Consider the following 14,888-nt stretch of genomic DNA (forward strand, 5'->3'; position numbering starts at 1 on the left):
TTTTCATTGGAGGGGGAGTACGTAGATGAACAATCGGGAAACAGCCGCCGTCCGCTTGACGGTTGCAAAAGACGGCAGCGGGGCGTGTAAAACCGTGCAGGAGGCGGTTGATGCGCTGCCGGAGTACAGCCGTGAAAGAAAAGAGATCTTGATTAAAAAAGGAATCTATAAAGAAGTGGTCCGCATTCCGGCAACAAAGCCGTTTGTCACCCTGATTGGAGAAAGCGCCACCGACACCGTGATCACATATGACAATTACGCTGGAAAGGAGAAGGAAGGGGGAGGGGAATACGGAACGAGCGGGAGCGCCACAGTGTTTATCTATGCCGATCATTTTCGAGCTGAAAACCTGACATTTGAGAACTCGTTTGACCGAACGAAAACAGATACGGCCGGTACGCAGGCAGTGGCAGTTTATAGCAAGGGCAGCCGGATCAGTTTTAAACATGCGAGATTCTTAGGAAGGCAGGATACGTTATTCGTAAATGACGGAGAACAGTATTTTGACAACTGCTACATTGAAGGGGACGTCGATTTTATTTTTGGAGGAGCAAGAGCGGTGTTTGACCAGTGTCGTATTCACAGCGTCGATCGCGGCTCCGCCACAAATAACGGCTATATCACCGCCGCCAGCACGCACATCACAAAACGGTTCGGCTTTTTCATTGTCAATTGCACGCTGACAAGCGATGCAGCGGACGGAACGGTTTATCTTGGCCGCCCGTGGCATCCGGGGGGAGACCCTGACGCCATTGCAAGCGTTTTATACAAAAACTGCTCTATGGGCGCCCATATTAAATCGGAGGGCTGGACGGACATGTCGGGATTTTCGGCCGCTGATGCAAGGCTTTATGAATATCGGAATACAGGACCGGGAGCGGTTTCTCATCAGGAGAGAAGGCAGCTGTCGGATCAGGAGGCTGCAAGCTGGACGATTGAGAATGTATTGGATGGCTGGAATCCGAAAATAGAATCATAGATCTGGCAAGAGGAAGCTATTCAAAAAAACCGCTCAAATGAGCGGTTTTTTATGTGAACGGGCGGCGCGGTCTTACCGGCCATACGACTCTGGTCTTACGACAAAATCAATCTGTGACTCGTTTTGTCGAATGCTGAAATTGACTATAGTAAAGACATGAACGAGAAAGGAGGAACAGACATGACTATAACCGGAAAATCAGTCATCGGCTTTTTTCTGATCCTGTTCGGCATCTCGCTGTTTTTTGGGGGAGGCCAAATCGGAGGATTAATTGCCGGGGCAATCGGAGCTGTTCTTTTATGCTACGGGATCAAAAAATGGAAGGAAGGCCGCCAGATTGCCAGCGTGCTGCTGGTCATCATCGGCATCATGTTTCTGGGTGGAGCGCTTCCGTTTCTGATCGGGATCGCACTTGCCGCTGTCATGATTTATTTTGGCTGGACCATGATCAAGCAGGGTGGAAAAAAAGAAGAAAACGTCTATTCCCCAGAAAGCAGCGAGCCTTCGGCTGCAAGATATGACACGGGCTTTGATGCAGAATGGGAAGACTTTTTAAAAAAGAATAAATAAACGAATCAGGGAGGAATAAATGATGGCATTAAAAAGACTCAGAGATATGTTTGTCGCATCAATCAATGAAGGACTGGATAAAATCGAAAATCCGCGGGTGATGCTCAATCAATACGTACGCGACATGGAAAGCGATATTGCAAAAGCAAAACATACGATTGTCAAGCAGCAAACGATTGTGCAAAGCTTTAAAGGAAAATATGAAGAAGCTGAAAAACTGGCTGTCAAACGGAAAAATCAGGCGCAGCTGGCATTTGATGCGGGGGAAGAGGAACTTGCCAAAAAGGCCCTTTCAGAAATGAAGTATTTTGAAGAAAAAACCGGAGAATATCAAGAAGCCTACCAGCACGCAAGCAAGCAGCTTGGCGAATTGAAAGAACAGCTGGAAAAGCTGGAGGTTAAGCTGCGCGATGTCAAAGACCGCAAACATGCATTAATCGCGCGTGCAAACGCCGTAAAAGCAAAAGAACATATGAATGCTTCCTTTAACAAGATCGACAACGAAAGCGCCTACCGCGAGTTTATGAGAATGGAGAGCCGCATCGAAGAAATGGAAGCAAGGGCAAACAGCTATGCCGAGCTGTCCGCATCCTCTGGCAGCCCTTACAGCCGGGTTGAATATGCAAAAGAGGTTGAAGAAGAGCTTGAAAAAATGCGCGCTAAAAAAATCGGCCTGGAAAAACAACAATCAGCCGGAAACGAATAAAACTGGGGCTTTAAAGGCCCCTTTTCACAATTTTTGATTTCTTTCAAAGAAAACTTTCCTTATAATAAGGAACATACACTTACTGCCGAAAGGATTGGACGAATGAAAAAAACGGTTGGAAAACTGCTGATCATCGCCGGCATTCTGATTCTGGCAGGCCTAATGTTTAACGGCGGCCGCCATATTTTCTTCGGCAAAAATCAGGAAACGGTCCGGTCAGCCAGCGCTTCGCCAAAGAAAATCAATCATATCGACATCGATTCAAAAAGCATAACGGTGAAGATCAAAGCTGAAAACCGTGATGATATAGATGCTGAACTGTCAGGAGGAAACGCGCGGCTGGAATCTTCCGAACAGGGGGACACCCTGCGGCTTTCGGTTGAGCAGCAGGGCTTTAGGTTGTTTTTCTTCAAAAAAAATGAACTGACCGTTCACATTCCGTATGAATATCAAGACAATCTGTCGATCACATCAGGGAGCGGGAACGTCAAAATACTCGGCGAGCATTTATCATTGCAAAAGGTATCCCTCAGTTCGGGAAGCGGCAGCCAGAAAGTCGATCATCTTCAGGCTGATGAGCTCTCAGTCAGAGGGACTTCGGGAAATATTCGGCTGGAACACGTGGAAACGGCAGAAGCCGATATACGCTCCACATCCGGGAATACCGAGCTTGAAGATGTCACCGGCAAGCTGACAATCAAGCACACGTCAGGCAATTTAGAAGCTTCTTTTTCAACGGTCAATGCGCCGTTGCGCATCAGTCAGACCTCCGGAAATGTCAGGCTTGAACTTCCGGATAACGCAGACATCAGTCTTCAAGCAACACTGACGAGCGGAAACATCAGCCATTCCTATCCGTTTGATCAGACAGAAGGCGATAAACGGACACTGATTGGAAAAAACGGAGATGGAAAGAATAAAATTGATATTTCGTCTACGAGCGGAAATGTATCGATTGATTAACCGCAGAAAAGAGAGGGGGGCCTTTAGTCGGCATGCGTCTTACCAAAAAACAACTGATCGGATTGTTCATCGTTCTGTTCGGGTTCAGCGTATTTTTGCAAAACAGCGGGCTCGGTGGCGCTTTGTTCTGGCCGCTCGCTTTTCTTTTTGCCGGATACATTCTCCATAAAAGTTCACGCCGCTGGCTCGGCTCTGTCATGTATATTTTTGCGGCATTCCTGCTTCTGAAAGACATTTTCAGCATTACATTCAGTCTGTTCGGCTTCTTTTTTGCCGCCTTTTTAATTTATGCGGGCTACAGGCTTGTCACAAACCAGCCTGTTTTTGACCGTGACAAGAACAAAGCGCAAGTGAAAGAAAAAACGGATGCCGAACCGCTGCAGCAAAAAAAGAATACCGGACAGCGCAGCTTTTTCTTCGGCGATGTCAAATTGATGAAAAAACCTTTTGATTTAAATGATTTGAACATTTCCGGATTTATCGGCGATGTCAAAATCGATTTGTCAAAAGCGATCATATCAGAGGGAGACAATACGATTGTCATTACCGGGCTGATCGGAGATGTCGACATCTATATTCCGTCAGATCTCGATGTCTCCATCAGCTCTTCGGCGTTTTTAGGCGACATTGATATCATCGGTGAACGAAAAAGCGGCATCGGCAACCAAATCTATACCGAGTCAGAGAATTATGAACAATCTTCAAGACGGGTAAAAGTCTCGATTTCCCTGTTTATCGGCGATGTGGATGTGCGGTTCATATGAAAACGAACAGGCTAGCAAACATTCAGTGGCGCTCCGTCCGTTTGTCTATGGGGGTCAGTTTTACCATCTTCATGACCGTCCTGGGGTTCATGCTGTTTTATTATCAGCTCGACCCGCGGGTGCTCATTGCTTCCAGATGGTTCGGCATCCCGTTTGTCGTTCTGCTTTTCTTTATCAGCGCCGCTGTCGGGTTCGGTTCGGGATATGTGTTCGGAAACCAGCTGAAGAAGCGGCTCGAAAAGCTGATCGAATCGATTTTAAAATATGAAAACGGCAATTTCGCATACCGGATTCCGTCGCTTGGCGATGACGAAATCGGACTCGCCGCTGATCAGCTGAATGAAATGGCCGAACGAATCGAAAGGCAGGTCGCTTCACTCCAAAAGCTGTCAAATGAAAGAGCCGAATGGCAGGATCAAATGAAAAAATCCGTCGTGTCCGAAGAGCGGCAGCGGCTTGCCCGGGAGCTGCATGATGCCGTAAGCCAGCAGCTTTTTGCGATTTCAATGATGACTTCCGCCGTATTGGAAGGAATTCCTGCTTCGGCTGATGAAAAGCTTGTGTCAAGGCTGAAGATGGTCGAAAAAATGGCGGGCGATGCCCAAAATGAGATGAGGGCTCTGCTTTTGCACCTGCGTCCTGTCACGCTTGAAGGCAAAGGATTGAAAGAAGGGCTGGCAGACCTGCTGAACGAATTCAAAGCAAAGCAGTCGATGGATATCGATTGGGAAATCGAAGATATCGGCAAGCTGCCAAAAGGTGTTGAAGATCATTTGTTCAGAATCGTACAAGAAGCGCTGTCAAATGTGTTCAGGCATTCAAAGGCAACAAAAGTTTCCGTCAGGCTGCTGCTCAGAAACCGGCAGCTACAGCTGAAGGTCATTGACAATGGCGAAGGATTTAAAATGGACTCCGTCAAAACGTCATCGTACGGATTAAACTCCATTAAGGAAAGGGCAAGCGAGGTCGGCGGTGTGGCGGAAATCATTTCATTTGCGGGCAAAGGGACGCAGGTTGATGTAAAAGTTCCGATTTTTGATCAAGGAAAAGGAGAGAATCAAGGTGATCCGAGTACTGTTAATTGATGATCATGAGATGGTAAGAATGGGGCTTGCCGCTTTTTTGGAATCCCAGCCGGATATTGAGGTGATCGGAGAAGCCTCGGACGGCAGACGCGGCGTTGAGCTTGCGGTTGAAATGAACCCGGACGTCATTTTGATGGATCTTGTGATGGAGGGAATGGACGGGATTGAGGCGACAAAAGAAATCTGCCGCAAGCTTGACGGCCCGAAAATCATCGTGCTGACAAGCTTTATTGACGATGATAAAGTGTATCCGGTCATCGAAGCGGGAGCCTTCAGCTATTTGCTGAAGACGTCGAAAGCCGGTGAAATCGCCGATGCGATCAGGGCGGCCAGCAATGGAGAACCTAAGCTAGAGGCAAAGGTGGCCGGAAAAGTATTATCCAAGCTAAGGCATTCGTCAGGGGAGGTCCCGCTTCATGAATCATTGACGGCCAGGGAAATGGAGATCCTTAAACTTGTCGCAGAAGGGAAAACAAATAAGGATATTGCGGAGGAATTATATATCACCATTAAAACGGTGAAGACACATGTAACCAATATCCTGTCAAAGCTTGACGTCGATGACCGCACACAGGCCGCGGTATATGCCCATCGCAACAAGCTTGTTCAGTAGCGGGCATGAAAAAACAGCTTTCTGTAGAAAGCCGTTTTCACCCGTTCCAATATTTCCGGTCATCAGCTGCTGGAAGCGCAAATGAATCTCTGTCAATGTCTTGATCCCGTCCTTCTGCAGGATGGCCCGCCTTTTTTTGGGCGGCAATGCCGCCTTGTTTGAAAATGGAATCGAGTTTTTCAGCCAGTATCGCATTGTTTTTTTCCTGCAAATCGATCAGTTTGCTGATGCCGAGCAAAATACATCCGCCGATCATGCAAAAAACCGGAGTGGAAAGGTACGTACTGACCGTGAAGAACAGGATCGACATGGAATCTTCCATAAATGGATCATACGTGACATCATTGATTATGAACCCGGACAGAATGATTGCGGCTGCAATCAGGAAAATGCCTGTCATCTGCAATATCCGCTTCAAGCTCATCACCCTTTCACAAACATTTTATCAGAAAAACCGCCTCCTATCTTTTTTTCGTCGCCCCTTTCGTGCCAAAGTCCTGAATCGTCGCTTTTACATGGTAGTCGATATCTGCTTCCGAAAAATGTTTGTCCCAGTTGTATTTGTCCTTCTGCCATTCCTTCGGATAGTGGATTCGGGCATAATCCGCAAGGTCTGTGACATCCGTTTTTAAATCGTTTTGCAAAAGGCGGATGAAGCGCCTGACACGCTGGCGGATGTCTCTTTCAACCGATTGTTCGATAGCATCGATATATTTTTGATTAAATGAATCCTCGCCTCTATACCAGTCTTCGGACAGCCTTCCTTTAATCTCGGAGTGAATGTCAAATTTATATTTTCCGTTTCTTCTCATCGTGTCAATTTGGTGATTCATCGAAAACACTTCAAATGAAAACAGGTGTCCCTGGTGCTTGGAATCGATTACTCCGCCGATGACTCTGCCGGACAGCAAATTCAGCGCCTCGATATCAAGAGGCGATAGATTTGCATATTGTCTGAGGTTTTTTATGACAGAGGCGCCTTCGATCTGGAGCTGCCCCTTTTCCTCTACAACCCGAGGCATGACAAAAGATAAGCCCGTCTGCATTTTAATTGAGATATCCCCCAAGGTTACCGGCTCCAGCAGTCTGATGGTCGACGCCCTGTTTTCAGCGATGTTATGGATCACGTCAGAGGCGGGGTCCCCTTCATCAGCGATCGTCAGCAGCTTGCCGGCCGATCCGGGCGTCATGTAGACTTCGCTGCTCCTCCTGATGCTGTTGTCCCGGATAAATTGATTGATTAAGGCATCAAGGGCAATGTCTGACGCGATTTTTTCCGAAAAAATTATGACTTGAAGATGCTGGGAAAAAATCGGGTAATCTTTTAACGATGTTGACCGGATCGTTTGATGAACCGTATTTCCGGAGGTTGACACGAATTTGGTCGGATCGCTGCTGCTGCCGTTTGGGCCGATTTTTTTCGGAACGAGGATCTGGTATGTCAGCTTTACATTTTTTTCGCCTTCTCCTTTATCCATGCCGAGGCCGATGGCAATGCTCAGCTTTTCAATCTGCCTGCTGTCCCAGCAGCCTGTCAGCAAGAGAAGAAGGGACAGCACCGCCAATATCCCTTTTTTTTTCACGATGCCTTCAACCTCCTTTTCACCGAAACGAGCAAAAAGATCAGAACGGGAAGAACACAAAACACGATGATAAAGATATACCCCAAGTAATCGCTGTACATCGTAACCTCATTGACGTCTTTCGGCCAAAGCGCTGCGAGGAACGTAATGGCACCGATGAATAAGACGTTTTTCTTAAGGGACCACCCAAACACTTTTTCAAGGCCTGAAGCCGCGAAATAAGTGTAGGCGACATATGTTGTAAAAAACTGAATCGTCCAGATGACAAGCAAAAATGATTCAAACCGTTCGATGAAAATTCCTCTGATTTCAAACGACTGGAACAGCGAGATCGTCGGCCAGATCATCGTCATCACCTCTGATGCGGTCAGCGCGCCTACGACGACGACGAACGTCAGTACATACAAAATGGCCGGGATGCCGAATCCAATGACCGCCGCTTTGAACAATTTTTCTTTATTTTTCAGATATTTTGGCAGAAACAGCATCAATTCGGCACCTAAAAAGGATATCGAGACAACCGTCAAAGCGTTTTTGACCGGACCGAGTCCGAGTCCGAGGACCGGTCTCAAATGGTTGAATTGGAACATTTTCAGACTCAAGCCATAGACAGTGAGAAGAATGACGATGGTGATCGAAAGAAAAAACGGAAAAACCCTTGACATGTCATTGATCCCTCCGATGACCAGATAGATCGCGCAAATGATAAACGCGAAAATCGTGACGCCCATCGGGGTGAACTGAAGAAGAAAAAATTTCACCATCTCAGCCATCGCCCGGGCTTCAAAGCTTGCCACCCCCATGAAATATAGAGTGATCAAGACATTTACTATATTTCCGATCAGCACGCCGCACCCCTCTTTTGTGTAATCAAAAAAAGAATCGACGTTGTGTTTTTTGACGATTTTGGCGTTCATATAGATGATGAGAATAAAAACAAGGCCTTCAAAAACGAGAACGATCCATCCGTCGGGGGAGAGCGTTTTCCTCGTCAGCGCTCTCGGGAGCGTCAGCAGTCCGGCGCCGAGCATCGTGCTTGTAATAATGGAAGCGGCTGCATATGAGCTAATCTGTTCTTGCTGATGTTTTTGCCTCATTTTTATGTTTCACCTCACGGTTCTTTGTTGGTAAGCGAATGATGGCTTCATCCGAACGTTTTAAGCTGAAAAAATTATTCGGGTTGAAATATGGGATGCCGAAGCTTCTCTGTCTCACCAGATGGGTGAAGATCACAAGCATGAATAAAATGATCCCGTAAAGACCCAATACCGCGGCAATCAGCATCGACAAAAAGCGTAAAACCCGAAATGACAGCCCCATCCCGTATTGCGGAACTGTAAACGATGCCAGAGCGATAATGCTGACGATAATCACCATGACAGAGCTGACGATGTTGGCTTCGACCGCAGCCTGCCCGATGACCACTCCGCCGACTAAGCCGATTGTCTGTCCGAGCGGATTGGGGAGCCTTAATCCCGCTTCCCGCAAAAGTTCAATCGTCACTTCCATAATCAGAGCTTCAATAAGCGGCGGGAACGGAACATTTTCCCGGGTGCTTGAGATGGTTACAGCCAAAGCCGTCGGCAGCATGCCTTGATGAAACGAGACAAGGGAAATATAGAAAGCCGACAAAAACAGCGTAATGAAAATCGAGCTGAAACGCAGGAGCCTGATCAGGGATGTGGCGATCCATCTTTCATAAAAATCATCCGGGGACTGCATGACCATGCCGAAGGATGCCGGAACGATCAAGGCAAAAGGCGAATGATCGACAAAGATGGCAATTCTGCCGTTAAACAGGGCTGATGACACTTTATCAGGCCTTTCGGTATTTTGAATCTGAGGAAAAGGAGAAAATTGGTTGTCTTCGATCAATTCTTCAAGGACTCCGGAGTCTTGAATGTCATCCAGCTTCACTTTTTTCAGACGTTTTTTTAGATCCGCTAAAATCGACTCATCCGCTTTGCCGTTAATGTATAAAATGGTTGCGTTTTTAAATTTGCTTTTTCCGATGGGGAGTTTTTCAACGATCAGATCATGATCAGGAACACGCTGTCTGATCAGCGCCACATTTGTATCCGTATCCTCAATAAAGCCGACTTTCGGACCTCTTACGACATTTTCGGTATTTACTTCTCCGAGGCTTCTTTTCTTTTTTGCATTGGTCGGCAGTATAAATACCGTATTCATCCCGTTGACCAGGAGAATGCATTTGCCGTTGAAAAGCTCGTTGATGGCGGACTCCACTTTATACACGGGTTCGGCATTCAATTTATTCAGCTCAAGGCTGACGTTTTCCAATGAGAGGGGATGTTCGTCACTGCACAGCGTTTTGGCGGCTTTTTGTATTTTCTTATCATCATTCAGTTCCCTGAAATAGAGAAAATAAAAAATGATGCCGTTTTTCAGCATTTTTTTATTTTGAACGAGGTCGTCGTTACGCTCGATATGGGGGAGAAGCAATGCAAGATTTTCATGGATATGATCCTTGAATTCTGAGGGATTCACGGCTGACCACCTGTCCTGTCGTTTTTGAATTTGGATATAGGTTATCTTTACCTGTAAAAAAAACAATATACTGTGTTACAGTAGTGTTTGGCGAAATTTCCAATACAGCAGAGACGGAGTGAGAAAGTTGGCGCAAATCAGGCTTACGGGGAAACCTGACGAAATTGAAAGCATCATTCATTCTTTTTCAAAACATTACGAGGTTACATATGTATCGAAAGAATATGGAAAGACAAATCCGAAATATAAATACAAAAAAGAATCGCGTGTTTATATTGAGCTAAAATTAAAATAAAGCTAAAATTTAAATAAGAGGGTTTTTTCAATTTATATCGAAATTAAGTAATGTAGACTGGAGAAGGAAGGGATACATAGTGGATTACAGAATTGAAAAAGATACGATGGGTGAAGTCAAGGTTCCGGCGGATAAATTTTGGGGTGCCCAGACCCAGAGAAGCAAGGAGAACTTCAAAATCGGTTCTGAAAAAATGCCGAAGGAAATTGTGTATGCGTTTGCAATTTTGAAAAGGAGCGCTGCCATTGCAAATGAAAGGCTCGGAAATCTGGAAGCGGAAAAATCTGAAGCGATCGTATCGGTATGCGATGATATTTTAAAAGGAAAATACGACGGCCATTTTCCGCTGGTTGTCTGGCAGACGGGAAGCGGAACGCAAAGCAATATGAACATGAATGAAGTGGTGGCAAACAGGGGAACGGCATACTTGCAGGAAAAAGGCTCAAGCTTGACCATTCATCCGAATGACGATGTCAACCGCAGCCAAAGCTCAAACGACACCTTCCCGACGGCGATGCACGTTGCTGCCGTTCTGGCAATTTACGACAAGCTCGTTCCGGCGATCGACCGCTTGAGAAACACGCTGAATGAAAAGGCTGAAAGCTATCAAGATGTCGTGAAAATCGGCCGCACACATCTTCAGGATGCGACGCCGCTCACACTTGGACAGGAGATCAGCGGCTGGGTATATATGCTTGACCGCTCCAAAGAAATGATTCTCGAAGCAACTGAGAAAATCCGTGAGCTCGCCATCGGAGGAACCGCGGTCGGAACAGGGATCAACGCCCATCCTGAATTCGGCAGCACAGTTGCCGAGGAAATCAGCAGCCTGACCGGGCAGACGTTCAGAAGCTCGCCTAATAAATTCCACGCGCTGACAAGCCATGATGAACTGACCCATGTTCATGGCGCGCTTAAAGCCCTTGCCGCAGATCTGATGAAAATCGCCAATGACGTCAGATGGCTGGCAAGCGGACCGCGCTGCGGAATCGGCGAGCTGACCATCCCTGAAAATGAGCCGGGCAGCTCCATCATGCCGGGCAAGGTGAATCCTACGCAGAGCGAAGCGCTGACAATGATCGCTTCCCAGATCATGGGGAATGACGCTACGATCGGATTTGCCGCAAGTCAGGGCAACTTTGAATTAAACGTGTTTAAACCGGTGATTATTTATAATTTCCTTCAATCGGTACAGCTGCTTGCTGACGGCATGAACTCTTTCCATGATAAATGCGCAGTGGGTATTGAGCCTCATCGTGAGACGATTGAAAAGAACCTGACAAACTCACTGATGCTTGTAACGGCTTTAAACCCGCATATCGGCTATGAAAATGCCGCAAAAATCGCGAAGCTGGCCCATAAAGAGGGACTGACGCTGAAAGAAGCGGCTCTCCGCCTGAATCTTCTAACAGAAGAACAGTTTGACGAAGTGGTCAAACCTGAAGACATGGTGAAGCCGAAAGCATAAACAAAAAAACGGCCGCATATACGGCCGTTTTTTCTTTATCCGCATTAGACCGGACGGTCACCCTCAGCCTGAATTCCGGTTGTCTTTTTTTACCAGTCGGGCGAGTCTGTCCGCTTCTTTTTGCAGCGTTTCATATTCCTTTAGATTAAACAGCATTCCTTTGATGACCGCATTTCTTGGTTTTCGTTTCTTCAGCTCATCCTCCAAAATATCAAGGCTTTCGGTCAGGTCTGTTGGGGGAGCGCCGTCAAACTGTTTATCCGCTTTGATCCGCATCTCATTAATCAGCGCTTCTTTCAAAGGATCGAATGTATAAAAAGGGCCAAACCATTTGTCCGCTTTTTCGAGAGAGATCAGTGATTTTTCCTTTCGCTTCATCATTCCCCTGGCCAGATCATCAAGACTGTTCAGCATATGATCGGCGAGCAGATGAAGATCGAACGAATGGTGCAGCAAAATCATGAGTTCAAGATAAACTTCACTCATTCCGTTGATCATAAAGCACAGCTCTGCGCTGTACGGTTCGATCTCTTTTCCGTAAATGTTCTGGATATTTTCAATATGAAGCCGGAGTGTGGTCGACCGCATTTTTTTGGCGAACGCTTCAATTTCTTCATTAACGGGAAGCGGCCGCTCCATGAATTGCATTTTAAGAAACTCTTTGTGTTCGAGAATATTTTCAAAAAAAACGATCAGTTGTTTGTGATAGGCATCCCGCGGGTCGTCATTTTCCGTCCGGATTTTTTGGATTCGGGTAAACACCTTGTCATAGTAATAGTGAAGCACTGAAAGGAGAAGCGCTTCTTTCGATTTAAAATAGATATAAAAAGCGCCTTTTGAGATTTGGCATTCTTTCGCAATTTCTTGAACTGAAGTTGAATTGTAGCCTTTTTTGGCAAAAAGTTTAATCGCTGTTTCAATGATGACTTTTTCTTTTTGTTTCATGGCCTTCACCTTCCTGAAAGGTTGACATCGCAGTTTTCCGGGCGCAGCTGCTGACTGGGGGGTCACTTCTTTTGGCCCGTCATAATTTTAACTAGATTGTAACTTGTTTTTTTGTTTGATATTATTTATATTATAAAGTAAGGTGACCGAGTGGTCAAAACTATGCTGAGAAAGGGTGAAGTTTGTTGAAAGAAATCGATGAAATGATCAGCCGACTGCGCAGCCGAGGCATTAAAGTGGACAAGGTCAAATATCCAAAACATGTCCTGACGCAAAAGAAATGGATGAAAAAGCCGAAGAAAACAGTGAAACCGAGCTATCGCGATTTTAACGGCTATTCGTTTATATGAAAAAAGACTGCAGCGTCTACAGTCTAATTTCTTGGAACGGTTATTGAGTAACAAACACCTGTTTGATCATTCCGAATGGTCATATCTGCTTGATGGAGCGTCAAAATTCGCTTCACGATGCTGAGTCCAATTCCGAATTCGCCTTTCTTCCCTTTATTAAAAGGCTCGTAGAGGCTCGTAAGCATCTCTTCTTCAATGTGAGGCCCGTCATTTCTTATGGTGATGACAATTTGATGTTTCGTCGATTTCATGGTGATCTCGATGAATGTTTCCGCATAGCGGATCTGGTTTTCAAGGACGTTTTCCAAAAGCTTGCTCCACTGTTCCTGATCGCCAGTCATCATGGCATCCTCTTCAAGATCAATCTTCCAGTCCAGATCTTTCTTAGACCATCTTAACCGTTCAACCACTTCTTGAATGACCTCTTGAATATCAAAACTTCCGTATTGTCTTTCCTGCTTTAATAAATAATCAAGTTTTGTAAGATAAAGCAAGTCTTTAATTTTCTTTTCCAGCTTTTCAGCTTCACCTTCAATGACTTGAATCGTGTTTTCCAAGTCCCCTTTAGGATAAATGCCGTCTTTAATGGATTGTGTATAGCCGCGGATCACCATAACAGGCGTTTTCAGGTCATGCGAGATGTTTTGCAGGAGCGTTCGCTCTGTCTCATCCTTTTGAATCAGTTTCTGCCGCATATCCTCAATGGTATGTCCGAGCTTTCCGATTTCATCCTCCCTGTCGACGATGACCGGGTCGTCCCAATCCTGCTTGGAAATTCGCTTGACATGCTTTTCAAGCGTTACAAGCGGCCTTGACAAATATTTTGCCAGCCATATTGACGGAATCCAGCTGAGCACAATCACGACGATCAGTATGAACAGCAGCTGTTTGAACAGCGTTTGCGACAAGTCGTCCCGATAAGAGTCAAGCGCATAGGACAATAAAAGAAACGTCTGATCCTGGGCGCGGATTTTCTTTAAAACAAAAAAGATATGTTCGCCGTTAAGGTTCTCCGAATATCTTTTTGACGTTGCCACCTGTTTTTTCGCCAGCTTTTGCACTTTATCGATAAAGGAGTCCGGCAGAATCTGCGGACTTTGATAGACGGTTCCTTTCTCCGGGAGCAGGATATGCTGTACATAGCGGTTGCGGCTCCGTGAGCTGTTTCCTTCAAAGCCTCTTTCTGGCGAATCGGAAAATCCGTATTCTGTCAGGACATGCTGCTCATTCTCGATGTTTGTATAAATTTCATCCGTAAAAAAGTTTCTTAATGTAGTAGAAAATAAAAACATCAGCAAAATAGAGACGGTTAATAAAATGCCGCAAATGACCGTCCAGATTTGAAAGGCGAGCGATTTATTTTTCATGATTTCAACATCCTGTAGCCAAAGCCGTAAATGGTTTCCACTTTAAGCTCCGGCATTTTTTTGCGCAGCCTTCTGACAAGGTCGTCGACGACGCGGTCGGTTCCGAAATAATCGTCTCCCCAGACTTGATTGAGAATATCTTCCCTTGAGAACGCCCGTCCCTGATTGTTCATGAACAGGAGAAGCAGGTCGAATTCTTTTGACGTCAGATTAATTTTGCTGCCGTTTTCATAGACTTCCCGCAGTTCTTCAAATACTTCATATGAAGAAACGGACGTTCCTTTATTCTTTTCTGATGGTTCGTCTTTATAAATCAGCTTGAGCAGCTTTTGAACGCGGATGATCAGTTCCCGCGGAAGAAAAGGCTTTGATATATAATCGCTGCTGCCGAGCTCGAGTCCGAGCACCCTGTCGATATCCGCATCGCGCGCCGAAATGAAGATGACAGGGACATCGGGATCTTCATTTTTTATTTCTTTTATTAGCGCATAGCCGTCGATATCTGGTAACATTATATCGAGAATCCATAAATGGGGTGACTGGCCGATGTGCTGTCTGGCGCTTTCACCATTGAGAAAAGAAGTGACGTGCCAGCCTTCACTTTCTAAATATTTGGTCAGCAGTTCATTTAAATTCTCTTCATCTTCAACTAGATAAATGGTGTATGACAAGGGAGCCACATCCTTTCTACG

17 protein-coding genes are annotated in these 14,888 nt (G+C 45.8%); 10 read left to right on the plus strand and 7 right to left on the minus strand.

The window, feature by feature from the left end; all coding sequences use genetic code 11:
- The first annotated feature begins 25 nt into the window (after positions 1-25).
- From BTR1S_RS13225 to liaR, 7 genes are all read left to right on the plus strand, one after another.
- Positions 26-979, plus strand: a complete 954-nt coding sequence (locus BTR1S_RS13225; RefSeq protein WP_006639044.1) for a pectinesterase family protein — start codon at positions 26-28, stop codon at positions 977-979.
- A gap of 180 nt (positions 980-1,159) precedes the next feature.
- Complete coding sequence (locus BTR1S_RS13230; RefSeq protein WP_029419506.1) at positions 1,160-1,549, plus strand: protein liaI; 390 nt, start codon at positions 1,160-1,162, stop codon at positions 1,547-1,549.
- 22 nt (positions 1,550-1,571) lie between these two features.
- A complete protein-coding gene (gene liaH, locus BTR1S_RS13235) occupies positions 1,572-2,255 on the plus strand; it encodes a stress responsive protein LiaH (protein ID WP_029419505.1) in 684 nt (227 codons plus the stop codon).
- Positions 2,256-2,357: 102 nt separating this feature from the next.
- Positions 2,358-3,218, plus strand: coding sequence for a LiaG family protein (gene liaG, locus BTR1S_RS13240; RefSeq protein WP_006639041.1), 861 nt, complete (start codon positions 2,358-2,360; stop codon positions 3,216-3,218).
- A gap of 32 nt (positions 3,219-3,250) precedes the next feature.
- Complete coding sequence (gene liaF, locus BTR1S_RS13245) at positions 3,251-3,982, plus strand: cell wall-active antibiotics response protein LiaF (protein WP_006639040.1); 732 nt, start codon at positions 3,251-3,253, stop codon at positions 3,980-3,982.
- Complete coding sequence (gene liaS / locus BTR1S_RS13250; RefSeq protein ID WP_006639039.1) at positions 3,979-5,067, plus strand: two-component system sensor histidine kinase LiaS; 1,089 nt, start codon at positions 3,979-3,981, stop codon at positions 5,065-5,067. Before liaF ends, liaS begins: the two co-directional genes overlap by 4 nt.
- Positions 5,045-5,680, plus strand: a complete 636-nt coding sequence (gene liaR, locus BTR1S_RS13255; RefSeq protein WP_006639038.1) for a two-component system response regulator LiaR — start codon at positions 5,045-5,047, stop codon at positions 5,678-5,680. The genes liaS and liaR overlap by 23 nt, the downstream gene beginning before the upstream one ends.
- Before the next feature lie 37 nt (positions 5,681-5,717).
- Here the strand turns inward: liaR and BTR1S_RS13260 are convergent, their stop codons facing one another.
- Genes BTR1S_RS13260 through BTR1S_RS13275 form a run of 4 tightly spaced genes read right to left on the minus strand, consistent with a single transcriptional unit; the run spans position 5,718 to position 9,771 of the window.
- On the minus strand, positions 5,718-6,104 hold the full coding sequence (locus BTR1S_RS13260) for a hypothetical protein (RefSeq protein ID WP_255265716.1): 387 nt from the start codon (positions 6,102-6,104) through the stop codon (positions 5,718-5,720).
- 37 nt (positions 6,105-6,141) lie between these two features.
- Positions 6,142-7,263, minus strand: coding sequence for a Ger(x)C family spore germination protein (locus tag BTR1S_RS13265; protein WP_006639036.1), 1,122 nt, complete (start codon positions 7,261-7,263; stop codon positions 6,142-6,144).
- A complete protein-coding gene (locus BTR1S_RS13270; RefSeq protein ID WP_029418463.1) occupies positions 7,260-8,360 on the minus strand; it encodes an endospore germination permease in 1,101 nt (366 codons plus the stop codon). The genes BTR1S_RS13265 and BTR1S_RS13270 overlap by 4 nt, the downstream gene beginning before the upstream one ends.
- Entirely contained in the window at positions 8,329-9,771 is a 1,443-nt protein-coding gene (locus BTR1S_RS13275; protein WP_029418464.1) for a spore germination protein, read from the minus strand. Before BTR1S_RS13275 ends, BTR1S_RS13270 begins: the two co-directional genes overlap by 32 nt.
- A 127-nt stretch (positions 9,772-9,898) precedes the next feature.
- On the opposite strand from BTR1S_RS13275, the gene BTR1S_RS22030 reads away from it, so the two are divergent.
- Entirely contained in the window at positions 9,899-10,066 is a 168-nt protein-coding gene (locus BTR1S_RS22030) for a YvzF family protein (protein WP_006639033.1), read from the plus strand.
- A 79-nt stretch (positions 10,067-10,145) separates the two neighbouring features.
- Entirely contained in the window at positions 10,146-11,534 is a 1,389-nt protein-coding gene (gene fumC / locus BTR1S_RS13280; protein ID WP_006639032.1) for a class II fumarate hydratase, read from the plus strand.
- A 63-nt stretch (positions 11,535-11,597) separates the two neighbouring features.
- Here the strand turns inward: fumC and BTR1S_RS13285 are convergent, their stop codons facing one another.
- A complete protein-coding gene (locus BTR1S_RS13285; protein WP_029418465.1) occupies positions 11,598-12,479 on the minus strand; it encodes a TetR/AcrR family transcriptional regulator in 882 nt (293 codons plus the stop codon).
- Between the two features lie 185 nt (positions 12,480-12,664).
- Here BTR1S_RS13285 and spxO point away from each other — a divergent pair, with 185 nt between their 5' ends.
- Positions 12,665-12,829, plus strand: a complete 165-nt coding sequence (spxO, locus tag BTR1S_RS22550) for an anti-adapter protein SpxO (protein ID WP_006639030.1) — start codon at positions 12,665-12,667, stop codon at positions 12,827-12,829.
- A gap of 23 nt (positions 12,830-12,852) precedes the next feature.
- Here spxO and cssS read toward each other — a convergent pair whose 3' ends face one another.
- Positions 12,853-14,196: a two-component system sensor histidine kinase CssS gene (gene cssS, locus BTR1S_RS13290; protein ID WP_006639029.1), complete on the minus strand. Its 1,344-nt coding sequence runs from the start codon at positions 14,194-14,196 to the stop codon at positions 12,853-12,855.
- Positions 14,193-14,867 carry a response regulator transcription factor gene (locus BTR1S_RS13295; protein ID WP_006639028.1) on the minus strand — a complete coding sequence of 225 codons (675 nt, stop codon included), beginning with the start codon at positions 14,865-14,867 and terminating at the stop codon, positions 14,193-14,195. Before BTR1S_RS13295 ends, cssS begins: the two co-directional genes overlap by 4 nt.
- Between the last annotated feature and the right edge of the window lie 21 nt (positions 14,868-14,888).

The organism is Bacillus sonorensis NBRC 101234 = KCTC 13918, from assembly GCF_001592005.1.
GTDB lineage: Bacteria > Bacillota > Bacilli > Bacillales > Bacillaceae > Bacillus > Bacillus sonorensis.

Coding starts and splice junctions, on each gene's coding strand:
- BTR1S_RS13225 (WP_006639044.1), top strand. CDS start 26: ATGAACAATCGGGAAACAGCCGCCGTCCGCTTGACGGTTGCAAAAGAC.
- BTR1S_RS13230 (WP_029419506.1), top strand. CDS start 1,160: ATGACTATAACCGGAAAATCAGTCATCGGCTTTTTTCTGATCCTGTTC.
- liaH (WP_029419505.1), top strand. CDS start 1,572: ATGGCATTAAAAAGACTCAGAGATATGTTTGTCGCATCAATCAATGAA.
- liaG (WP_006639041.1), top strand. CDS start 2,358: ATGAAAAAAACGGTTGGAAAACTGCTGATCATCGCCGGCATTCTGATT.
- liaF (WP_006639040.1), top strand. CDS start 3,251: ATGCGTCTTACCAAAAAACAACTGATCGGATTGTTCATCGTTCTGTTC.
- liaS (WP_006639039.1), top strand. CDS start 3,979: ATGAAAACGAACAGGCTAGCAAACATTCAGTGGCGCTCCGTCCGTTTG.
- BTR1S_RS13260 (WP_255265716.1), bottom strand. CDS start 6,104: ATGAGCTTGAAGCGGATATTGCAGATGACAGGCATTTTCCTGATTGCA.
- BTR1S_RS13270 (WP_029418463.1), bottom strand. CDS start 8,360: ATGAGGCAAAAACATCAGCAAGAACAGATTAGCTCATATGCAGCCGCT.
- BTR1S_RS13285 (WP_029418465.1), bottom strand. CDS start 12,479: ATGAAACAAAAAGAAAAAGTCATCATTGAAACAGCGATTAAACTTTTT.
- cssS (WP_006639029.1), bottom strand. CDS start 14,196: ATGAAAAATAAATCGCTCGCCTTTCAAATCTGGACGGTCATTTGCGGC.